General features: G+C 41.9%; 18 protein-coding genes and 1 riboswitch. Of the genes, 9 read left to right on the forward strand and 9 right to left on the reverse strand.

The genetic code is table 11. The annotated features are described in order from the left end of the window. Positions 1-40: 40 nt before the first annotated feature. The 4 genes from E4S40_RS04910 to E4S40_RS04925 all read right to left on the reverse strand — a co-directional run bounded on the left by E4S40_RS04910 (position 41) and on the right by E4S40_RS04925 (position 5,379). A complete protein-coding gene (locus E4S40_RS04910; protein ID WP_135071773.1) occupies positions 41-529 on the reverse strand; it encodes a YybH family protein in 489 nt (162 codons plus the stop codon). Positions 530-641: 112 nt separating this feature from the next. Next, complete coding sequence (radA, locus tag E4S40_RS04915) at positions 642-2,012, reverse strand: DNA repair protein RadA (RefSeq protein ID WP_135071775.1); 1,371 nt, start codon at positions 2,010-2,012, stop codon at positions 642-644. Positions 2,013-2,014: 2 nt separating this feature from the next. Further along, positions 2,015-4,828: a DNA polymerase I gene (gene polA / locus E4S40_RS04920; RefSeq protein WP_135071777.1), complete on the reverse strand. Its 2,814-nt coding sequence runs from the start codon at positions 4,826-4,828 to the stop codon at positions 2,015-2,017. A gap of 113 nt (positions 4,829-4,941) precedes the next feature. Then, positions 4,942-5,379 carry a hypothetical protein gene (locus E4S40_RS04925; protein ID WP_135071779.1) on the reverse strand — a complete coding sequence of 146 codons (438 nt, stop codon included), beginning with the start codon at positions 5,377-5,379 and terminating at the stop codon, positions 4,942-4,944. A gap of 75 nt (positions 5,380-5,454) precedes the next feature. Between E4S40_RS04925 and E4S40_RS04930 the strand changes: the two genes are divergently transcribed. After that, on the forward strand, positions 5,455-7,131 hold the full coding sequence (locus E4S40_RS04930) for an amidase family protein (protein WP_135071780.1): 1,677 nt from the start codon (positions 5,455-5,457) through the stop codon (positions 7,129-7,131). A gap of 52 nt (positions 7,132-7,183) precedes the next feature. Here the strand turns inward: E4S40_RS04930 and E4S40_RS04935 are convergent, their stop codons facing one another. Together E4S40_RS04935 and gpmI are read right to left on the reverse strand one after the other, a co-directional pair. After that, on the reverse strand, positions 7,184-7,753 hold the full coding sequence (locus E4S40_RS04935) for a hypothetical protein (protein WP_135071782.1): 570 nt from the start codon (positions 7,751-7,753) through the stop codon (positions 7,184-7,186). Beyond that, complete coding sequence (gene gpmI / locus E4S40_RS04940) at positions 7,753-9,276, reverse strand: 2,3-bisphosphoglycerate-independent phosphoglycerate mutase (RefSeq protein ID WP_135071784.1); 1,524 nt, start codon at positions 9,274-9,276, stop codon at positions 7,753-7,755. The genes E4S40_RS04935 and gpmI overlap by 1 nt, the downstream gene beginning before the upstream one ends. Before the next feature lie 137 nt (positions 9,277-9,413). Here gpmI and E4S40_RS04945 point away from each other — a divergent pair, with 137 nt between their 5' ends. Both E4S40_RS04945 and nadC read left to right on the forward strand, forming a co-directional pair. Next, on the forward strand, positions 9,414-9,809 hold the full coding sequence (locus E4S40_RS04945; protein ID WP_135071786.1) for a DUF4783 domain-containing protein: 396 nt from the start codon (positions 9,414-9,416) through the stop codon (positions 9,807-9,809). 54 nt (positions 9,810-9,863) lie between these two features. Continuing rightward, on the forward strand, positions 9,864-10,721 hold the full coding sequence (gene nadC, locus E4S40_RS04950; RefSeq protein ID WP_135071788.1) for a carboxylating nicotinate-nucleotide diphosphorylase: 858 nt from the start codon (positions 9,864-9,866) through the stop codon (positions 10,719-10,721). On the opposite strand, the gene corA is transcribed toward nadC, so the two are convergent. The 3 genes from corA to E4S40_RS04965 are packed head-to-tail and all read right to left on the reverse strand — an operon-like array spanning position 10,718 to position 13,016. Then, complete coding sequence (gene corA, locus E4S40_RS04955; RefSeq protein WP_135071790.1) at positions 10,718-11,824, reverse strand: magnesium/cobalt transporter CorA; 1,107 nt, start codon at positions 11,822-11,824, stop codon at positions 10,718-10,720. The genes nadC and corA overlap by 4 nt on opposite strands. Before the next feature lie 4 nt (positions 11,825-11,828). Next, positions 11,829-12,770, reverse strand: coding sequence for a tRNA epoxyqueuosine(34) reductase QueG (gene queG / locus E4S40_RS04960; RefSeq protein WP_135071792.1), 942 nt, complete (start codon positions 12,768-12,770; stop codon positions 11,829-11,831). A gap of 18 nt (positions 12,771-12,788) precedes the next feature. Next, complete coding sequence (locus tag E4S40_RS04965; RefSeq protein ID WP_135071794.1) at positions 12,789-13,016, reverse strand: hypothetical protein; 228 nt, start codon at positions 13,014-13,016, stop codon at positions 12,789-12,791. Between the two features lie 60 nt (positions 13,017-13,076). Here E4S40_RS04965 and E4S40_RS04970 point away from each other — a divergent pair, with 60 nt between their 5' ends. From E4S40_RS04970 to E4S40_RS04995, 6 genes are all read left to right on the forward strand, one after another. Then, the gene (locus tag E4S40_RS04970; RefSeq protein ID WP_135071796.1) at positions 13,077-14,177 is read left to right on the forward strand and encodes a vWA domain-containing protein; all 1,101 of its coding nucleotides are present in this window, start codon (positions 13,077-13,079) and stop codon (positions 14,175-14,177) included. Positions 14,178-14,183: 6 nt separating this feature from the next. Further along, positions 14,184-15,707, forward strand: coding sequence for a P-loop NTPase family protein (locus E4S40_RS04975; protein WP_135071797.1), 1,524 nt, complete (start codon positions 14,184-14,186; stop codon positions 15,705-15,707). A gap of 118 nt (positions 15,708-15,825) precedes the next feature. After that, entirely contained in the window at positions 15,826-16,074 is a 249-nt protein-coding gene (locus tag E4S40_RS04980) for a hypothetical protein (RefSeq protein WP_135071799.1), read from the forward strand. Then, a complete protein-coding gene (locus E4S40_RS04985; RefSeq protein ID WP_135071804.1) occupies positions 16,071-16,376 on the forward strand; it encodes a type II toxin-antitoxin system RelE/ParE family toxin in 306 nt (101 codons plus the stop codon). Before E4S40_RS04980 ends, E4S40_RS04985 begins: the two co-directional genes overlap by 4 nt. A 101-nt stretch (positions 16,377-16,477) precedes the next feature. Beyond that, positions 16,478-16,574: riboswitch (TPP riboswitch) on the forward strand. Positions 16,575-16,708: 134 nt separating this feature from the next. Beyond that, positions 16,709-19,096, forward strand: coding sequence for a TonB-dependent receptor (locus E4S40_RS04990; protein WP_135071806.1), 2,388 nt, complete (start codon positions 16,709-16,711; stop codon positions 19,094-19,096). Positions 19,097-19,231: 135 nt separating this feature from the next. Continuing rightward, positions 19,232-22,213, forward strand: coding sequence for a PAS domain S-box protein (locus E4S40_RS04995; RefSeq protein ID WP_161971773.1), 2,982 nt, complete (start codon positions 19,232-19,234; stop codon positions 22,211-22,213). The last annotated feature ends 9 nt before the right edge of the window (positions 22,214-22,222 follow it).

Here is a 22,222-nt window from a genome sequence, read left to right on the forward strand (position 1 = left end):
AAATCCTCAAAAACTGCTCTTTTGGAAAGCTAAGGTTTAATTACTCAATAATCGAAGAGGCAACTTCTCGATGAATTTTCCAAGCCCCACTCTTTTTATCTTTTTTGAGAATTACCAAAAAAGTATCGAATAACTCCACAGATTCTCCTTTAGAATTGGTGTAGTAAACCGAGCTAGTTCCATAATCATAAGCCACTGAATCGCTGACTATCACGGTCTCTTCGGGACGCATTCGAATACTATCATAGCTGAACATGCCTAATTTCTGTTCCCGTTCTTTCTTATACTCCAACCACTCTACACTACCCGGGGAAACTCCTATGAAATCATCGGTTGAATACTGAGCAAGATCTCCATACCTTTTCTCCTTGATGGCTAATTGAAAAGCAGCTCTAGTTTCCTCTATTGCACCCAATTCAGCTTGAACATCAATCATAGGAACTGGAGAAGTTTCGATTTCTGAATGCTCAGTTTTCTGAGCACAGGAAAAAGAAAAGAGGATCAAAACGAAATATGCAAAGTGTTTCATGGCACACTGGTTATAGTTTAAACAGATTTCAGATTAAGTAAAATAAAAAATTTGCAGGAGTTTTGGAAGGTAAAACTCTGATTTTCTTGCAATTAAAATTGAAAAACGCTAATCAAAAAATCAACTGGTACATTTCTTCCAGTTTACTTACCTGTAAAACCTGAATCTTATATTTTTTCAAATCCAGGCCTTTGACAGCATATTTGGATACCACGATTTTAGCAAAACCTAACTTTTCGGCTTCGGAAATTCTGTTTTCAATTCGGGAAACCGCACGAACTTCACCTCCCAAACCTACTTCCCCAGCAAAACATATCTTTTCTGAAACAGGAGTATCTTCATAACTGGAAATCAAACTGGCGCAAACAGCCAAGTCAAGCCCCGGATCATCTACTCGCATTCCTCCAGCCACATTCAAAAACACATCCTGATTTCCCAAGCGCATGCCTCCACGCTTTTCCAAAACTGCCAGCAACATATTCAGGCGCTTTGCATCATGTCCCGTACTGCTTCGCTGAGGAGTACCATAAGTGGCCGGACTGACAAGCGATTGTATCTCGATTAATAAAGGACGATTTCCTTCCATCATGGCTCCAATCGCCACTCCATTCAATACTTCCTCCCGTTGGGTAAGAAGAATTTCAGAAGGATTTGCTACCATTCTGAGCCCATCTACCCGCATTTCATAAATTCCCAATTCATGAGTGGATCCAAAACGGTTTTTGGAAGTTCGTAAAATCCGATAGGTCAAATGTCGATCTCCTTCAAATTGCAAAACAGTATCCACCATGTGCTCCAATACCTTCGGACCGGCAATTGTCCCGTCCTTGGTGACATGCCCAATCAAAAAAACAGGCGTTCCCGTTTCCTTGGCGAATTTCATCAGTTCTGCCGTACATTCTCTTACCTGAGAAACAGACCCTGCGGCCGATTCCACATACTGACTATTAAGCGTCTGAATCGAATCAATTACCAAAAAATCGGGCTTAAGTAATTCTACCTGCTGAAATATTTGTTGGGTATTGGTTTCGGAGAGAACAAAACAATCGGGATTTTGAGCGGCCATTCGATCCGCACGCATTTTTATTTGGGCTTCCGATTCCTCTCCCGATACATAAAGAACTGTTTTCCCTTTCAGAGTCAGTGCTATCTGAAGCATTAGGGTAGACTTCCCTATTCCCGGTTCACCACCAATGAGCACCAATGAACCAGGTACAATCCCTCCACCTAGAACTCGATCCAGTTCAGCATCGCCGGTAACCCAACGTGGCTGTTCTTCATAATTGACCTCTGTGATTTTTTGAGGAGTAGCGGCTTTTTTATTTCCGGTACTTTGCTTCCAGGTTCCTTTTCCTCCTTCCTCTTTTTGAATTACCTCTTCCACATAGGTATTCCACTGCCCACAAGCGGGACATTTCCCTTGCCATTTAGGACTTTGGGCTCCACAATTCTGGCAGAAAAAAGCGGTTTTAATTTTTGCCATTCTTAATGCGCTTCTAACCAATCATTTCCAACACCCACTTCGACTTCGATTGGCACATCCAATTTAATGGCTGATGCCATCAGCTCAGGGATATGTTTGCGAAGAATATCCACTTCATGCTTATGGGCATCAAACACCAGTTCATCATGGACTTGAAGGATCATCTTAGACTTCAGTTTTTCCTTTTTCATCCAATCATGCACATGAATCATAGCAACTTTAATCAAATCAGCTGCTGAGCCTTGGATTGGGGCATTGATTGCATTTCGCTCCGCAAATCCACGCATCGTTTGGTTTCTACTATTAATATCCCGTAGATATCGACGGCGCCCAAGAATAGTCTCCACATACTCGTCTTTCCGAGCTTTTTCGATGACTCCATCCATGTAAGCTTTGACAGCCGGAAACTCCTTGAAATAAGCATCGATTATATCTTTGGCTTCCCCTCTTGGAATGGAAAGTCGCTGTGAAAGTCCAAAAGCAGAAATCCCATAGATAATCCCAAAATTGGCTGTCTTAGCCTTTCTTCGCATATCTGCAGTCACCTTATCTAGGGGAACTTGGAAGATTTTGGCTGCCGTAGTGGAGTGAATATCCCGTCCATTTTTGAAGGCTTCTATCATGGATTCATCCTTGGAAAAAGCCGCCATAATCCGCAATTCTATCTGAGAATAATCCGCTGCAAAGAGGACATGCTTTTCATCCCGAGGGACAAAAGCTTTACGAATTTCCTTTCCTCGATCCGTACGAATAGGGATGTTCTGCAAGTTGGGATTGATGGAAGACAATCGACCTGTAGCAGCCACAAACTGATTGTAGGTAGTATGGATCCGTCCTGTCTTCGGGTTAATCATGGTCGGTAGTGCATCTACATAGGTAGACTTCAACTTAACCATCTGCCGATAATCCAAAATAGCCTGAGCAATTTCATGCTCATTGGCCAGTTTGCTCAAGATCTCTTCTCCTGTTGCATATTGACCGGTTTTAGTCTTTTTCGCCTTAGGATCTAATTTGAGCTTTTCAAAAAGCACATCTCCCAACTGCTTTGGAGAGGCCAAATTGAATCGAACTCCAGCCAATTCATAAACCCGCTTCTCGATCTCTTTGCTTTCTTCATCTAAAGATTTGGATAGTTCGGCCAAACTATGAGTATCTATTCGCACCCCTTCAAACTCCATATCAGTGAGGACAGGAATAAGTGGGTTTTCTACCTCATAGAATAGTTTTTCAAGCTCATTCTGCTTGAGGATTGGATCGAATTTTTCCTTCAGCCTCAAGGTAATATCTGCATCTTCAGAGGCATATGCGGTCACGGTATCCTCGTCCACATCCCGCATATTTCTCTGACCCTTGCCCTTTTTGCCGATCAATTCCGTGATGGAAACCGGCTTATAATTCAGGTATTGCTCCGCCAAATAATCCATGGAATGCTTTCCTTCCGGCTCAATCAAATAATGGGCAAGCATGGTGTCATAGAGTTTCCCCCGAACTTCAATTCCATAATTTCGAAGGACCAACAAATCGTATTTGATATTCTGGCCAATCTTGAGGATTTTCTCATTTTCAAAAAATGGCTTTAGGATATCGAGGATTTTATGGGTTTCCTTCTGATCCGCAGGACAGGGAATGTAATATGCTTCTCCGCTCAAATAGGAAAAAGATAGCCCAACCAATTCCGCCTCCATGGCATTCAAAGAAGTTGTCTCAGTATCAAAGCATACTGATTTTTGAAGCATCAGATATTCGACCAAGTTTTCGATCGCATCCTTTCCCTTCACTTTGTGATAATGGTGAAAACGACTATCGATAGTTTCCAAAACTACCGGGGAAGAAGGATTGACACTTTCCTCCTCAAATTCCAGCTCAGGCGCTGCTTTGCTATCTCCAAAAAGTCCCAATTGCTCGTTTTGTTGGATGACGGCTTTTTTGCCCTCTTCCTTAAATACCCGGTTGGCTAGGGTTCGGAACTCCAACTCATTGAAAATGGCTCGCAATTTTTCCTCATCAAATCCATCATAACGAAGTTCCTCTTCCACAAAATCCACGGGAACATCGGTTTTGATAGTAGCCAATTCCTTGGAAAGTAGCCCTTGCTCAGCGAAGTTTTCTACATTTTCCTTCTGCTTTCCTTTGAGCTGATCTGTGTTTTTTACTAGCTCCTCTACACTTCCAAATTCCTTCAGCAATTTGGTCGCTGTTTTGGCTCCGATCCCTGGGATTCCCGGAATATTATCTACTGTATCCCCCATCAATCCGAGAATATCCCGGACCTGATCCACATGCTCTATGTCCCATTTTGCACAAACTTCCTTGGGCCCCATCACTTCCACACCATTGCCCATAAATGCTGGCTTATACAAGAAAATATGGTCATCTACCAACTGCCCATAATCCTTATCCGGAGTCATCATATAGACGGTAAAGGATTCTTTTTCAGCTTTTTTTGCGATCGTCCCAATGATATCATCAGCCTCGAAACCATCCATTTCCAGTAATGGAATATTGAATGCTTTCACAATTTCTTTAACCCATGGCGTACCCACTGTGATATCCTCGGGTTGCTCCTGTCGGTTGGCTTTGTAGGGCTCATATTGTTCATGCCGAAATGTAGGAGCCGAGGTATCAAAAGCTACTGCAATATGGGATGGCTTTTCCTTGTTCAAAACTTCCAACAGCGTGTTAGTAAATCCCAACATTACGCCGGTATTCAATCCTTTGGAATTGATGCGTGGATTTTTGCTAAATGCAAAATGCGCCCGATAAATCAAGGCCATGGCATCGAGCAGGAAAAGTTTATGAGGTTGTTTTTGAGTCATGGTTTTTTTGCATCAAAATGAGTCGATGAAGTTACAAAAAATCCCCTGCCCATCGGCCAAATAAGACAGTGATTAGCAGATTTCGATCAAAAACAAAGGAATAAGGATTCCTATTATTCTTCCTGTTTTCTCAGGTATTCCTTGACTTGCAAGCCTCGAAGAAAAATCAAAATCAATGGAATCAACCAAAGTAATTCATTGACTATCAAATGAAACCCTGTCCGCTTGTTCCAGCCGATTTCAGGAAGAAAACCCAACGAAAACCAAATCGCCAAGATGACTTTTCCAGTTATCCCTGCTAAAATCATATAAACCCAACTTACAGGATAAAAAGCTGATACAAAAAGCACCAAGCCAACGACTATCCCTAAATTTCCATACCACTCTGCAGGAACATCGAAAGATTGACCTGGGCTAATGGCTAACCAAGCGACCAATTCCGGCCCAAACCATTTGAAAAAAGCTGACCATGCCACGGTATACATTCCCGCTAACAAAAGAAGCCCCCGAAAATGCATGGGGAAAATTGGAAATTGGGCTTTTTGATCCATGAACGGTTTGAATTTTTACAGCTAAATAAACACCTTCGAACGATGCTTGTTTGTGCAGTATAGTAAAACTATCCTATGGAACGAAAAAATAAAAGACATTCTGCCTTGTTTGTGGCTTTGGGGATGATTTCTACCCTGACCTTGGGCTTTACCTTTGGAAAACTAGCTGGGGAAATCAACCCTCAGACTATTGACAGCGCTGCTGGAATTATCGGACTGAGCTTTTCTCCTGCAGAAAAAGACAGTATGATTTCCCGCCTTGAAACTCAGTTGTCAAACCTTGAATCTTCTCGAGAGTACAAGTTGGACAATTCCATTGCTCCGGCTTTGGTATTCAATCCGCTCCCGATCGGTTACCAGCCTGAAACCCGTCAAATGCCAGTGGACTTTGGATTGGCTGAATCAGTTACCCTTCCGACTAGCGATGTGGATATTGCTTACACCCCTGTTCATGAATTGGCAGTCCTGATCCGAAATGGTCAATTGAGCAGTGAGCGGCTGACCCAGATTTATTTGGATCGAATCAAAACCTATTCCGACACCCTGCAATGTTTGATCACCTTGATGGAAGAAGATGCGCTTGCAAAAGCTCGACTCATGGATGCCGAGTTGGCTTCAGGACGCTATCGAGGGCCTTTGCATGGAATTCCCTATGGGATCAAGGACCTGTTGGCGGTAAAAGGAACAAAAACGACCTGGGGAGCTGCTCCCTACAAGGATCAAGAAATTGATGAAACAGCTCAGATTGTAGAAAAATTGGATGAAGCAGGAGCTGTTTTGGTTGGCAAATTTACCCTCGGAGCTTTAGCTATGGGTGACGTATGGTACGGAGGAGTAACCAAAAATCCTTGGAATTTGGAGCAGGGATCGAGTGGATCATCGGCTGGGTCTGCCTCTGCAGTCAGTGCAGGTTTGGTACCTTTTGCAATAGGAACTGAAACCTTGGGTTCTATCGTCTCTCCAAGTACCCGAAACGGCGTAACGGGACTTCGACCTACTTATGGTCGTGTCAGCAAACATGGCGCGATGGCTTTGAGCTGGTCTATGGACAAAATCGGTCCTATCTCCCGTTCTGCTTTGGATAATGCTATTGTGCTATCCATCTTAAATGGAAAGGATGAAAAAGATCCAAGTACAATCGAAGCTGCTTTCAATTATTCCGCAGAAAAGGATCCCAAAAGTCTTAAAATCGGCTATTTCAAGTCCTTTTTTGAAGGAAATAGAAGCTCAGAAAATGATCGAAAAGTTTTGGAATTCTTAGAAAATGAAGGATTTGAATTGCACCCCGTAGAGCTTCAAACTTCCGTTTCTGCTGGTCCCATGACTATGATGCTGATGGTAGAGGGTGCCGCAGCGTTTGACGAACTTACCCGCTTAGGATGGGATGATGAATTGGTCGCTCAAAATCGAAATGCCTGGCCAAATCTTTTCCGTGCTGCACGCTTTATCCCTGCCGTAGAATATGTGAATTTAGCTCGTCAGCGAAGTGTTTTGATCCAGGAAATGCATGACTTAATGAAGGATTACGATGTCATCGTGACCCCGAGCTATGGTGGACAGCAATTACAAATCACCAACCTCACCGGACATCCTGCTCTTTGCCTACCAAATGGATTTAATGGAGGCGGAAGCCCAACTTCCATCACCTTACTTGGAAATCTCTTTGAGGAAGATAAATTGGTTATGTTAGGAGACTATATCCAGAAAAATACAGATTGGCAGGCCAAGCGACCTCCGCTTTTCAACAAATAAAAAAACGCCGGTCAGATTTTGACCGGCGTTTTTCTTTATTTCAGAAAACTAATCAAGGTGAAACCGCCCCTTTGATCCGCATATTATTAGCACTCAAAAACCAGATCTTCTGTGTGGTTTCAATGGAATAATGATCGATTTTTTGAGATCGCTGATTCAAATAAACTTCTCCCAGAACATAGGAAGTATAAAACATACTTTCCTTCGCGATCTTGAAGGTCAACCAGATAGGTCTGTCATCTATGATCCTTACGCGGATTTCCTGCACCGAATTTTTTGAGCCAGGTTTCAGGCGATGAATCAAAATATCGCCTTGCAGCTCGGTGGTATAGGAGCTCACCAAAGAAGGCTTATTGATATCTGCCCGAAAAAAAGCATCTAATTCCTCTCGCCATTCTTCTTGGGAGAGTGTGACTTCCACACTTTCTTCCTTCCCATTGATGCGGGTGGATTTGATGACCTTTTCCCCATTCATTTTGCCAATCTCTGAATCGATAAACCCGCTGACATCATAATAGGGCAAAGGATCTAATTTCCCGGGCTTGGCAATACCGGGTGCATTTTCGCAGGAAGAAAATAGAAACAAAAAGGCTCCGAAAAGAAGTAATAGGTTGATTTTCATCAGCTTATCAGAATATTTCCGGTCATTTCTTTAGGAATCTCCACACCCATCAATTTCAGAATTGTAGGTGCCAAATCCCCTAGTTTTCCATTTTTTAGTGTGAATCGGTCGTGCTTGTCAACCATGATAAAGGGTACCAAATTCGTCGTGTGAGCCGTATTTGGTGTGCCGTCCTCGTTGATCATGACATCTGAATTACCATGATCTGCAATGACGATTATAGTGTAGTCATTATCAAGTGCAGTCTCAATGACACTTTTTGCACATTCATCCACTGCCTCACAGGCCTTCACCGCTGCTTCAAAGTCTCCGGTATGGCCTACCATGTCCGCGTTAGCAAAATTGAGGCAAATGAAATTCGCTGACTTTTTCTTGAGTTCGGGATTGATTTTGGAAGCGATCTCATAGGCACTCATTTCAGGCTTGAGATCGTAGGTAGCTACCTTGGGGGAAGGACAAAGAATTCGGCTTTCACCTTCAAATTCCTTTTCGCGACCTCCGGAAAAGAAAAAGGTCACGTGTGGATATTTTTCAGTTTCGGCAATTCGGATTTGTTTTTTGTGGGCTTTCGCTAAAACTTCTCCAAGTGTATTACTCAAGTTGTCTTTTTCAAACAAGACTTTCACCCCTTTGAAGGTGTCATCATAATTGGTGAAAGTAATGTAATCCAAATCCAACTTCTTCATATTGAAATCCTCAAAATCTCGCTGGGTGAGAACCTGTGTGATTTCCCGACCTCGGTCTGTTCGGAAGTTGAAGCAAACCACCATGTCTCCATTTTCAATGGTAGCCAAAGGTTTATTGTCGGCACCCACGTGAATAATCGGTCGGATAAACTCGTCCGTCACATTGTTTTCGTACGACTTCTTAATCGCTGCCTGAATATTTTTGGACTTTTCGCCCTCTCCATGCACCAAGGCATCATAGGCCAACTTTACCCGCTCCCAACGATTGTCGCGGTCCATCGCATAATAGCGACCTACCACAGAGGCAATTTGACCAGTTGATTTAGCCATGTGCTCTTCCAACTCTGCCAAAAATCCGGCTCCACTTTTGGGATCAGTATCACGTCCATCAGTAAATGCATGCACAAAAACATTCTCTACTCCATGGAAATGAGCCGCATCACAAAGGCCCTTTAAATGATTGATATGAGCATGAACACCTCCATCGGAAACCAAGCCGATAAAGTGTGCTTTTTTCTTGTTTGATTTTACTTTTTCAAATGCTTCAGCAAGAATAGGATGCTGATTTAGTTCTCCATTTTCAACTGCCTGATTGATTTTTACGAGGTCTTGATAGACTACTCTACCCGCCCCAATATTCATGTGACCAACCTCTGAATTTCCCATTTGGCCTTCCGGCAGACCCACTGCGAGACCCGAAGCCTCCAAAGTAGCATGTGGGTATTTTTCGTAGAGGCTATCTACAAAAGGTGTTTTGGCTTTGTCAATGGCAGACACGGCCGGATTGGTTGCAATTCCCCAGCCATCCAAAATCATTAAAAGTACATTCTTTTCCATGTCGCAAATATATTACTTTTCTAACCATTGACGGGGACAAGCCACTTCTTTACTTGAGATTCACTTTTTTTCATAGAGGACAAAAATTCAGGGTTGTACAGCTTTTTTTGGCTTAGTATTTGTCTATTCGAGGGCCGATGACTGGATTTAAACTATTTCTTTTCTTTCTCACTTTTTTGGTTTCTCCTGTAGAAGCAACCAAGAACGTTGATTCTATCGATCCGGTAATCCTGGCAATCGATTCGGGATCGAGCAGTGAATTGGCTCGCTATTTCGGAAATAGCATTTCCCTCAACATCAATGGACAGCAAGGAGATTTCTCAAAAAACCAGGCCGAATTAGTGTTGCGAGACTTTTTCAAAAAGAACCCTCCGGTTAGTTTTCAGGTCGTTTTTAGAAGTGAAAACAATCCTAGTTTGAGCTCATACATAGGAGAATATCAGAGCGGTCAGACCAGTTACAAGGTTTTTATCAAAATCAATCAGCAAAACTCACAAATTGAGGTTTACAGCTTAGGCTTTGTCAAGGCCTAAGGGATTTTTGAAAAAAAGGAACCGTAAACCTTCCAAGATGCCTATTTTTGTGGCATGAAACCATCCTATTTGACTGATTCAGCCCTTGATGCCTTTATCCAAGCAGCCTTTGCTGAGGACATCGGCCCGGGAGATTATTCTTCCCTATCGGCATTCTCACCGGATACGCAAGGGCAGGCTCGACTTTTAATCAAAGGTGATGGAATTCTAGCCGGGGTGGAATTGGCGGAGCGAATTTTTAAAAGCTTCGATCCTCGTTTGGAAGTCACTTTGTTCAAAAAGGATGGGGATTCGGTAAAATTCGGAGACATTGGATTAGAGGTAAAAGGACCTGCAGCTTCCATTCTTTCCTCAGAACGTTTAGTCTTGAACTGCATGCAGCGTATGAGTGGAATTGCCACTAAAACTCACCGACTAACCCAAAAAATCCTTCACACCAAGGCTCGCTTGATGGATACCCGGAAGACTACTCCTAATTTCCGATTGATGGAAAAATGGGCCGTACTTATCGGAGGGGGTGTCAACCATCGATTTGCACTTTATGACATGATCATGCTGAAGGATAACCACGTAGATTTTGCAGGAGGCATCAAAAATGCCATCCGAAATACCCAACGATACCTTCAGGAAAACCAGCTTGATTTAAAAATTGAAGTGGAAACCCGAAACCTAGATGAGGTCGCAGAAGTATTGGAAGTAGGAGGTGTTGATTATATCATGCTCGACAACATGGACTATGAGACCATGCGAAAAGCTGTCGAACTGATCGATGGAAAAATGAGCATTGAAGCATCAGGAGGAATTACAGAAGACACCCTAGCAGCCGTGGCCGAATGCGGAGTAGATTATATCTCCATGGGAGCTTTAACCCATTCTGTAAGCAGTATGGATATTAGCTTAAAGGCATTCTAAAGCCATTTTTTCCTCAAAAAATAAATAATCATAGCAAGGGCCATTAAACCCATCAACCCAAGGGTCCCGAAATATCCGTATTCCCAATTGAGCTCTGGCATGTGCCGAAAATTCATTCCGTAAACACCTGCCACAAAGGTCATGGGAATGAAAATGGTGGAAATTACAGTCAATACTTTCATCACATTATTCATGCGATTGGAAAGGCTATTCATGTAGAGGTCCAAAACCCCGGAAGACATGTCCCGAAATACTTCCATGGTTTCGATTACTTGAATGGTATTTTCATACAAGTCACGGATAAATGGCCGGACCTCAGGGGAAATTTTATGCTCCGCATATTTATCAAAGGATCCAATCACCTCCCGAAGCGGGTATACCGACCTTCGCAAATCCATCATTTCTCTTCGCTGAAGATAAAGGGAATTTAGGGTCTCACTATCGGGCTCAAGCATGGCCTGAGATTCCAAATTCTCGATACGCTCCCCTATATTTTCCATCACCACAAAGTAATTATCCACTACCGCATCAAATAAGGCATACAGCAAGTAATCGGTCCCTCGCTTTCGAATCGCTCTTTGAGGATCCATCAAGCGATCCCTAACAAACTGAAAAACATCCCCACTCTTTTCCTGAAAGGTGATTAGTACATTATTTTTCAAAATAAAACTCACCTGTTCATCCACCACAGGAGACTCGGGGCTAGCGCATTGAATCATTTTTAAAGTGGTAAAAATATACTCCTCAAAGACCTCCATTTTAGGCCGCTGATTCACATTGAGGATATCCTCCAGTGTCAACTTATGGATTCCAAACAAATGTCCAATCTGTTCCAATAATTCGACATCATGCAGGCCGATGACATCAATCCAAACCCCCTTCTTTTGAAGCTTTAAATGCTCCTCTATCTGCGAGAGTTTTACCTTTTCCTCATAAAAATCCACCTCGTCATAAGTGATCAGATTGATATACACCTCTTCTTGCTTTTGGTCTCCCGTGAAAACCAATGCTGCAGGAGGTAAACCCACTTTGTGAGCAGGTTTCTTTTTCTTCTTTGATTTAAAAATCTTTTGAAACTGCTTCAGACTCGAATTACGGGGCATGAGCTTAGGATTTGTTTGACTTAATAAATTCGATATTTCTTTTCAGTCCGGCAAATTTGGTACGCTTGACGGCTGATTTTTTAAATACTTTGCGGAAGGTTTCCTCTGTCATCTCAATCCAGTCCTGATTGGTAAACCCTTCTAGGTCTGGATGAGGCAAAAAAGCAGGTTCATGATGGGGTTTTGAAAAACGATTCCATGGGCAAACATCCTGACAGATATCGCAGCCAAAAGCCCAGTTTTCTAGTTGACCCTTGAATTCATTTGGAATAGCTTCCTTCAATTCGATGGTCAAATAGGAAATGCATCGAGATCCATCTACCACTCCAGGCTGCACAATGGCATCCGTCGGACATGCATCGATGCAGGCGGTACAAGTGCCACAGTAGTCTTTCGCCAAAGGGGTGTCAGGAGTCGCTTCCAGATCGATAATCAACTCCGCCAAAAAGAAAAAACTTCCCATCTTTCGGTTGAGCAAGAGGCTGTTTTTCCCAATCCAACCCAAACCGGCCTTTTGGGCCCATTGCCGCTCCATAACGGGTGCAGAATCCACAAAAACCCGCCCGTCGATTTCACCTATCTGCTCTCGGAGCATTTCCAAAAATGTCTTCAGCTTTTCCTTGATCACCAAATGGTAATCCTCTCCATAGGCATATTTGGCAAGTTTGATGGATTCGGAATTTTCCGGGAGTTTTTTTTCAGGATAATAATTGTAAATCAGGGAAACCACTGTTTTAGCCCCAGGAACGAGTTTAGTTGGATCCAGTCGCTTATCAAAGTGATTAGCCAAATAGGACATCTGTCCCTGATAGTTTCGATTCAGCCACTCTTCTAATCGGGGAGCCTCTTCTTCTAAAAATTCTGCTTTGGCAATCCCACAAAAATCAAAGCCCAGCTGGCGGGCAATTTTTTTAAGTATAGCATTATGCTGATCGGCTGAACTCATCAAGCCGAAATTAAGATTTTATTCAGTTCTCCGCATATCCGGCCTGTCTTGATACCACTGTTCTTCGAAAGTTTCCTCAATTTTAATTGGAGCAATCAAGACTGTCCACACCATCCAAAGTACCAAGAAAGGCCCGGCAATAAACAACAACCAAATCAAGGGCAAAGCCACATTCAGCTGAATCAAAGTCACAAAGATGATCAAAGCACCTGTGACAAAGCCGACTGCAAATTCATAGTTTCTCATTTTTAGAATAAATTGTCCTTTCAGATAAACTCATCAAGGCTCCCACTTGTTAAACCCAATATGAAAGGATTTCGGTTCACTCATTACGTACCTCCTCAGGATCCGGAGAAAAACACCTTCGAGAATTTGCTGAATATTTTCCTGCAACTCGTGACCATGACGGGTGGGGATGTGGCAGAGGCTTTGAATTGGTTGAGCAATCTTGATAAGCGCTATAATCTCACCAACCCAAATTATGGAATTGGGGACTTCATCGAAGACCTCAAATCCAAAGGTTATCTAACTGAAGAAAATCAAAAAGGTGAGTTCAAAATCACCGGAAAAGCGGAGCAAACCATTCGAAAATCTGCTTTGGAAGAAATCTTTGGCAAGCTCAAGCGGGGAAAATCAGGGCAGCACAAAACAACCCATTCAGGTCCTGGCGATGAAAGAGGAAGTGATCGCAGGGCTTATGAATTCGGTGACAATTTAGATCAAATTGCTCTGACTGATTCCCTGAGAAATGCCCAAGCTAATCACGGTCTTTCGGGAGACTATTTATTTACCGAAAATGATCTGGAGGTAGTCGAGCAAGAATATCGCTCCCAAACTTCCACGGTGTTGATGATCGATATTTCCCACTCCATGATTTTATATGGAGAGGATCGTATCACCCCTGCCAAAAAAGTAGCCATGGCTTTGGCTGAATTGATCAAAACCCGCTATCCAAAAGACACGCTTGATGTGATTGTTTTTGGAAATGATGCCTGGCAGATCGAAATCAAAGATTTACCCTATCTCCAAGTAGGCCCCTATCACACCAATACTGTGGCAGGATTGGAATTGGCTATGGATTTATTGAGACGAAGAAAAAACCCCAACAAGCAGATCTTTATGATCACGGATGGGAAACCCACCTGCTTGAAAGTGGGAATCAAATATTACAAAAACGCATTTGGCATTGACAGCAAAATTTTGAATGAAACACTCAAACTGGCCGCCCAATGTCGAAAGCTGAAAATCCCTGTGACCACATTCATGATTGCTTCGGACCCTTATTTGAAAGAGTTCGTGAAGGAATTTACCAAAGTGAATAGTGGAAATGCCTACTATAGCAGCTTGAAAGGTTTGGGAGATTTGATTTTTGAAGATTACAGACGAAATAGAACTAAACGCTTTTAATACCTTATGGACTACCAAAACCTAAGCGGAAAAGAACTTACCCAAATCAAAACACTTGGTCAGCTGAAAGCGGCCGGCTATCAACCCAAATCTATCAAAGAGGAGCTCCGGGATAATTTGATTCAAAAAATCAGACAAAAGGAAAATGTCTTTGCTGGAATCTGGGGTTATGAAGATACCGTCATCCCGGATATTGAGCGAGCTATTTTATCACGCCACAATATCAATTTGCTCGGACTTCGCGGACAAGCCAAAACCCGAATTGCCCGAATGATGACCCAATTGCTGGATGAATATGTGCCGGTGGTTTATGGATCTGAATTGAATGATGACCCGCTAAACCCATTGTCCACTTTCGCCAAAAACCTGATTGAAGAAAAAGGGGATCATACCCCTATTATTTGGTGGCATAGAAATGATCGCTATACAGAAAAACTGGCTACTCCCGACGTATCCGTAGCTGACCTAATCGGAGACGTGGACCCAATCAAAGCGGCTACATTAAAACTTAGCTACAATGACGAGCGTGTTATTCATTATGGTTTGGTACCTCGCTCTCACCGATCCATCTTCGTGATAAACGAATTGCCAGATTTACAGGCTAGAATTCAGGTAGCTCTATTCAATATTTTGCAGGAAGGGGACATTCAGATTCGAGGTTTCAAGCTGCGGTTGCCTTTGGATATTCAATTTGTCTTTACCGCCAACCCGGAAGATTACACCAACCGGGGTAGCATCGTGACTCCTCTGAAAGACAGAATCGAAAGTCAGATCATCACGCACTATCCAAAAAGCATTGAAATCGGGAAAAAAATCACTGCACAGGAAGCCAATTTGGAAGGTAAGCCTGTAGATAAAATTCATGTACCGGAATTGATGCGGGATTTGATCGAGCAAATCGCCATCGAAGCTCGTGGTTCCGAATATGTAGATGAAAAAAGTGGGGTTTCTGCCCGATTGACTATTTCGGCTTATGAAAATCTGATTTCTGCAGCAGAACGCAGGCTCTACCTCAATGGGGAGGAAAATACCGTTGTTCGAATTGCTGATTTAATTGGGGTGATTCCTGCTATCACAGGAAAAGTGGAGCTCGTCTACGAGGGTGAGCAAGAAGGAGCTGGATTAGTCGCGTATAACTTGATTGGAAAAGCAATCCGAAGTCAATTTGTCAATTATTTCCCTTCCCCAGAACAAAAGAAGAAATCCAAGGAAGGGAATCCATATGTGATTCCATTGGCTTGGTTTGGAGAAGGAAATGAACTGGATATTCTAGCCTCCCAATCTGACAAAGAATACAAAAAAGCCCTTCATGAAGTCCCTGGATTGGAAGCAGTGGTCACTGGTATGGTCAAAAATCTTCCAGAAAAAGAGAAGGAATTCTTTATGGAATTTGCCTTACATGGCCTTGCAGAATACTCCCAACTCAGCAAGAAACTCCTCGACACAGGCTTGCAGTTTAGAGATCTGTTCAGCTCTATGTTCAATATGGGAATGAGTGAAGAGGAAGATTTTGACGAGGACGATTTATAGTAGAAAGGATCAAAAACTTCCATTATTGCCAAATTGAGTGTCTTCAAACACAATTTCCTATTGACAAGAAAAGAGGCCTTCGCCTCTTTTTTTGTATTTTGATAAAAAATTCGAGTAAATGAATACTACTGAAAAAAAACTTGATTTGATTGCTTGGCTGGCCTTAATAGAAGATCAAGAAGTATTAAATAAAATCGATCAAATCCGAATTGAAACCCAAGCACTAGAAAAAGAGAAATACCTCAAGCCTATTTCCGAAGAAGAATTGATCAATTCACTAAAAGAAGCAGAGTCTGATTATCAAAAAGGGAAGATAATTTCTCAAGAAGAGCTTGTAAAAAAGATTAAACAAGGCAAAATTTTATGAGAATTTTTTGGTCGGATAGATCATTAAAAGACTTAGAAGAGATTTTTCAATTTTATGCTGAATTTGCAGGAATTGAGATAGGCCAAAGAATTGTCATTAGGATAGTAAACAAAGTTGGTATTTTATCCTCAAATCCTGAATTGGGCCAGATTCAGCATTTTGAATCCAGTCTAAATTTTCCATATAGGTATTTAATCGAAGGAAATCACAAAATAATTTACAGATTGGATCTTGAAAAAAATCAAATTTTGATCGCAAGGGTTTTTGATACAAGAAGAGATCGTAGCATGTTAAATCTATGATATTACCTAAGTACTTGAATCCTTTTCTTACGGTCAATTTCAATACGATTTGAGCCTTCGCCTCTTTTTTGCTTTCAAACTTTTCCTCTATACCTTTGTTCCTAGATCATAAGGGGTGCCCTAATATCACGGGCTGAGATCATACCCATATTACCTGATCCGGGTAGTGCCGGCGAAGGGAAATGAGCAAGCAGAGTAAACATTCGAAAAATCAGAATTGGTACCGACTGGCTTTTTTGATGGTTGCTTTTGCAAAACGGGTAAACAAGTACGGATGACTTCCCCTAAGTCTTCCCATGTTTAACTCAATCTCCCGAAAGGGTTTATTACACATGAAAAATTTATGGCTATGTCTGGCTTTTTGCCTGACTACACTTGTTGCACACGCACAACTACAAGTGAGGGGAAAGGTATTGGATCAATCAACCAATTCCCCATTAATCGGTGCATCTATCTGGGCGGAGGGAACCGGAAGAGGAACTGTCACCGACATGGATGGAAAATTTGTCCTTTCTAAACTTCCAGAAGGAACCTGGACTATTCGGGTCTCCTATTTGGGTTATGAATCCATCACTCAAGAAATAACAATTCCAACCTCAGAAGAATTGATTTTCAGGCTCCAAAGCAAGGAATTCGTTTCGGAGGAGTTTATCGTTTCGGCTACTCGTGCCTCGGAAACGACACCCACTACCTTCAAAACAATTGACAAGGCAGAATTGGCGAAACGAAATCTCGGACAGGATATTCCTATCCTCTTGAATTTCACTCCCTCCGTAGTTTCTCATTCTGATGCTGGAGCTGGAATTGGTTATACGGGAATCAGAATCCGAGGAACAGACCAAACTCGAATCAACGTCACTATCAATGGAATTCCCCTGAATGATGCAGAATCCCACGGAGTTTTCTGGGTGAATATGCCGGATTTTGCTAGCTCAGTGGACAATGTCCAAATCCAGCGAGGCGTCGGCACTTCCACCAATGGTGCCGCTACATTTGGAGCAAGCTTGAATTTCCAAACGGATACCCGACAAGAGGAAGCCTATGCCCAAGTCGATAATGGTTTTGGAAGCTTCAATACCTGGAGGCATACCGTCAAAGCAGGAACAGGACTATTGAATGGACGATTTGCGGTAGATGCACGCCTTTCTAAAATCACCACCGACGGCTATGTAGATCGGGCATTTTCGGATTTGGGCTCCTATTTCCTTTCTGGTGGATATTATGGAGAAAATCACATGGTGAAAGTGAATGTCTTCTCGGGAAAAGAGCAGACCTACCAATCTTGGTGGGGATTGCCAGAGTCTTTGCTTGAAACAGACCGAACCAACAATTACTACACTTACGAAAACGAGACAGACAATTACCAGCAGGATCATTACCAATTGATCTATACTGGAAAAATTGGCACTAATTGGAAAACCAATTTGGCGCTTCATTACACCTATGGTAGAGGCTACTATGAGCAATATCGAGAGGATGATGATTTTGCAGATTACAATTTGCCTGAGGTAGAAATCGGTGGAGAAGTAATCAGCAGTACCGATATCATTCGAAGAAGATGGCTGGATAATGATTTCTTTGGTTTTGTGGGCTCAGTAAATTACATCTCTGATAATGGACAATGGGATGTTATCCTAGGAGGTGGAGCCAATCGCTACGACGGAGATCACTTCGGTGAAATCATCTGGGCTCGAATTGCCGGCAACACCGATATCCGCGATCGCTACTATGATAACAATGCCATCAAAGACGATCGGAATATCTACGCCAAAGCCACCTACGAACTGAAGCCCGGACTGAATCTTTTTGGGGATCTACAACTTCGCGGAATCAATTACACTTTCTTCGGAGTGAATGATGACCTTCGAATCGTAGACGGAGAGGAAAATTATACCTTCTTCAATCCAAAATTCGGATTCTCTTATGAAAAAGGTAACCGAACCTGGTATGCTAGCTATGCCATTGCCAATCGGGAACCTGTTCGTTCAGATTTTACGGATAATCCGATCACCGAAGTTCCAAGACCAGAACGCCTCAACAACATCGAAGCGGGAGTGAGATCACGTGCTGGAAACTTCACCTACAATGCAAACTTCTACTACATGGACTATAAGGATCAGCTAATTCTAACTGGTCAAATCAATGATGTAGGGGCATATATCCGGGAAAATGTAGCCTCATCCTATCGTGCAGGAATCGAATTGGATGGAGCTTATCAAGTATCTTCGGCTTGGACTTTTGGTGGAAATATCGCATTCAGCCGAAATAAAATCGCCGAGTTTACCGAGTACATAGATGATTACAGTGTGGAAGAATTCCGCCAAGAATCCATCACCTATTCCGACACGGACATTGCCTTTTCTCCCAATGTGGTTGGTTCGGCTATCATCGAATTTAAACCCACCAAAAACCTATCTCTAAACTGGTTGAGTAAATATGTGGGGAGACAATTCTTAGACAATACTTCCAATGAAAACCGTGCTTTGGATGCCTTTTTCACCAATGACCTTCGCATCAGCTACTCAGCACAGCCAAAATTCTTCAAAAGCTTGGAGGTCAATTTGCTGATCAACAACATCTTCAATGAACTCTATGAGCCCAATGGCTATACTTTCAGCTATTTCATTCCGGGAGACACAGGAAGGGAATTGATTACAGAAAATTACTATTATCCTCAAGCAGGGACCAATTTCCTCTTGGGAGTTAGTATGAGGTTTTAAAAATATTACTCCCGAGTCAGGTAAATTGACTCGGGAGTTTTTATTATCTACTTTCTTCTTCTCAGTCTTTTTCGTCTTCTCCATCTTGTTTTTATATTGATGGAGTTATTCCGTTTTACCCTAGCTTACCTTTTTGTGAAAAAGTCCTCCGAAGAAAATTTCCCGAGTTTCTCCATAGAGCGATACCGAATAATGGTAGAGGAAGCTCTGGATATTATTTATGAAACTGATATACAAGGTAATTTTAAGTTTGTAAATGGAGTCGCCTCTGAAATTTTGGGATATTCTCGTAGTGAATTGCTGAATATGCATTACCTGCAATTGATTCCTGATGAAAATAAACAAGCCGTCCAGCAATTTTATCGAAATCAGGTTGACAGCAAAGAGAGTAATACTTACCTAGAATTTCCCATCATTACCAAAGAAGGTAAAAAAGAATGGGTAGGTCAGAGAACCCGAATGTTTTTTAATAATGGTGAGTTAACGGGAACTATGTCCATCACCAGAATCAAAACTGAGCGCTATAACTATATTAAAGCACTAAAGCAATCTGAAGAAAAATATCGAGGAATTCTGGAAAGGCTACAGTTTGGTTTGCTAGAAGTGGATTTGGATGAGCGTATCCAATATGTCAATGATGCCATGTGCCAAATGACCGGCTTTTCAAAAGAAGAAATGCTTGGCAATGTTGCCTCGGATTTATTGGCCTCAAAGGAAACCAAAGCTGTATTGGATAAACATCATCAACTTCGGGAGAAAAATCAAGGAAGTGCCTACGATGCGAGAATCAATCGAAAAAACGGTGAGCCTTTTTATGCAATCATTTCAGGGGCCCCCTTATATAACCTTCAGGGGAAACGAACAGGATCGGTTGGAGTTCATGTAGATGTCACGCAAAGAAGGAAAGACGAATTAGAACTCCGGCGAATTCAAGCTGAGCTCGATAAGTATACCTACGCACTGGAAGAGCTCAACCGAATCACCTCCGATTTTTCACTTGGACCTAAAGAGCAGCTAAATCAAAGCTTTCAATTTATTTCTGAATACTTTGGACTTCCATTTGGATTCATTGCTGAATTCAAAGAAGATAATTCGACTACATTTATTGAGGTTCTAAGTTCAGAGATTTTAAATCAGCTGAATAAAACCTTTCCTTTAGAACAGACTATTTCTGGTTCAGCTTTTTTACAGGAAAAACTAATTGCCATAAATGACACATCTGGCACTGCCTATGAAAAGCTTCCTTCCGTACAAATGCTTGGCCTAAAAGCATGTATCGCCATGCCTGTTTATATGGATGGTGTAAAATTTGGATCTATTTTTTTAGGCTCCTCCGATCAAACAAAAGATTTTACACAATATGACCTTGAATTATTCCGACTTTTTACCCGATATATCAGCTATGTACTGACGGCTCAAAAAAACCAAGATATACTCAAAAACCAAACCGAGTCCCTTGTACAAACCAATGAGCAACTGCAAGAAAGACAACGATTTCTTTCTGCTATCAACCGGTTTGTTACCAAAATCCTTGATGAGGAAGATTTATTTTCCCTTGCATGGGAAATTGTAGAAAATGTAATCAGCGAATTCGATTTTATTGATTGTGTCATTTACGTAGTTGATGAAGAAAAGCAGTGTCTTGTTCAGCTTGCAGCAAAAGGCCCTAAGGACAAAGGAAATCGCAAGATTAAAAACCCTATTGAAATTCCCTTTGGCAAAGGAATAGTTGGAGCAGTTGCCCAAAACGGCAAGGCAGAGATAATAAAGGATACCACCCTTGACTCAAGATATTTCCAGGATGTGGGCGGATTTCGCTCAGAGATCACTGTTCCAATTTTTTTCGAAAACAAAGTCATTGGAATCATAGATTCAGAGCATACAGATCCAAACTTCTTCACCCAAACGCATCTCGAAACGCTCACGATAATAGCCAACCTTACTGCATCTAAGCTAAAAAACGCACAATTAAGGCTTCAAAAAGAAAAGTCTGAACGAGAGCTAAAAGACCGGGAAGCCTTATTGAGAACCGTCATTCAAAATGCTTTGGATGCGGTGGTTACTGTAAACAAGGAAGGGCTTGTGACTGGATGGAACCCACAGGCAGAATCCATTTTTGGATGGAAGGCTAAAGAGGTGATGGGTAGACTAATGACTGAAAATATCATACCAATCAATTATCGGGAAGCGCATACCAATGGAATGAAAAACTACCTCAAAACGGGTCATGGCCCTGTTTTAAATCAGCGCTTTGAAATCACTGCCATGCATAAATCCGGAAGAGAATTCCCCATTGAGATAGCGATCATTCCGTTGAAAGTAAGTAGAGAAGAAACATTTACAGCATTTATCAGAGACATTACCCTTCAAAAGAGTGCACGGGAGGATTTAGAGAAAAATCTCCAAAAAGAACGAGACTTAAGTGAACTCAAATCCCGGTTTGTCTCCATGACTTCCCATGAATTCCGCACTCCACTTACCACTATTAAGCAAAATGTTGATCTGATCGAATTCACAATAGAAAAGAAAAGTCCGGAAATCAGGCCGGAATTCGATAAGTATTTTGAACGAATTACGAGTGAAATCGGGAGAGTATCTTCTTTGATGAATGATATGTTGCTCTTGGGAAAAATCGAAGCTGGAAAAGTGAATGTTACTATTCGATCAGTAAACCTCTTGACTCTAGCCAAGGATATTATTTCAAAACTTTCAGTAGGAAGAGAGGACCAACGTACCATTCAGCTTGAAATCAAGGGACTCGAACGGGAAATCTATGCAGACCTTAGCTTAATGGATCATATTTTAACCAATCTGCTTACCAATTCTTTAAAATATTCAGAAGGAAAGCCGAATCCAGTTTTAACCTTGAATTTTGAGAATTTATCAGAGCTGAAGATAAGTGTTCGGGATTTTGGAATCGGGATACCTGAAAAGGATCAAAAAAGTTTGTTTTCCTCCTTTTATAGAGCAACTAATGTAAAGAATATTCAAGGTTCCGGTCTAGGCTTATCCATTGTAAAGGAATTTGTCACCATGCACCAAGGAACCATCGAACTAGAAAGTGAAGTCAATAAAGGTTCGGAGTTTATCATCAAAATTCCCACCTTAAAGCCATAATTTGAATTT

This window comes from Algoriphagus kandeliae (genome assembly GCF_004571135.1).
Classification (GTDB): domain Bacteria; phylum Bacteroidota; class Bacteroidia; order Cytophagales; family Cyclobacteriaceae; genus Algoriphagus; species Algoriphagus kandeliae.

Bases quoted from the DNA above. Each gene is read 5' to 3' on its own strand.
- E4S40_RS04910 (WP_135071773.1), bottom strand. From the start codon at position 529: ATGAAACACTTTGCATATTTCGTTTTGATCCTCTTTTCTTTTTCCTGT.
- radA (WP_135071775.1), bottom strand. From the start codon at position 2,012: ATGGCAAAAATTAAAACCGCTTTTTTCTGCCAGAATTGTGGAGCCCAA.
- polA (WP_135071777.1), bottom strand. From the start codon at position 4,828: ATGACTCAAAAACAACCTCATAAACTTTTCCTGCTCGATGCCATGGCC.
- E4S40_RS04925 (WP_135071779.1), bottom strand. From the start codon at position 5,379: ATGGATCAAAAAGCCCAATTTCCAATTTTCCCCATGCATTTTCGGGGG.
- E4S40_RS04930 (WP_135071780.1), top strand. From the start codon at position 5,455: ATGGAACGAAAAAATAAAAGACATTCTGCCTTGTTTGTGGCTTTGGGG.
- E4S40_RS04935 (WP_135071782.1), bottom strand. From the start codon at position 7,753: ATGAAAATCAACCTATTACTTCTTTTCGGAGCCTTTTTGTTTCTATTT.
- gpmI (WP_135071784.1), bottom strand. From the start codon at position 9,276: ATGGAAAAGAATGTACTTTTAATGATTTTGGATGGCTGGGGAATTGCA.
- E4S40_RS04945 (WP_135071786.1), top strand. From the start codon at position 9,414: ATGACTGGATTTAAACTATTTCTTTTCTTTCTCACTTTTTTGGTTTCT.
- nadC (WP_135071788.1), top strand. From the start codon at position 9,864: ATGAAACCATCCTATTTGACTGATTCAGCCCTTGATGCCTTTATCCAA.
- corA (WP_135071790.1), bottom strand. From the start codon at position 11,824: ATGCCCCGTAATTCGAGTCTGAAGCAGTTTCAAAAGATTTTTAAATCA.
- queG (WP_135071792.1), bottom strand. From the start codon at position 12,770: ATGAGTTCAGCCGATCAGCATAATGCTATACTTAAAAAAATTGCCCGC.
- E4S40_RS04965 (WP_135071794.1), bottom strand. From the start codon at position 13,016: ATGAGAAACTATGAATTTGCAGTCGGCTTTGTCACAGGTGCTTTGATC.
- E4S40_RS04970 (WP_135071796.1), top strand. From the start codon at position 13,077: ATGAAAGGATTTCGGTTCACTCATTACGTACCTCCTCAGGATCCGGAG.
- E4S40_RS04975 (WP_135071797.1), top strand. From the start codon at position 14,184: ATGGACTACCAAAACCTAAGCGGAAAAGAACTTACCCAAATCAAAACA.
- E4S40_RS04980 (WP_135071799.1), top strand. From the start codon at position 15,826: ATGAATACTACTGAAAAAAAACTTGATTTGATTGCTTGGCTGGCCTTA.
- E4S40_RS04985 (WP_135071804.1), top strand. From the start codon at position 16,071: ATGAGAATTTTTTGGTCGGATAGATCATTAAAAGACTTAGAAGAGATT.
- E4S40_RS04990 (WP_135071806.1), top strand. From the start codon at position 16,709: ATGAAAAATTTATGGCTATGTCTGGCTTTTTGCCTGACTACACTTGTT.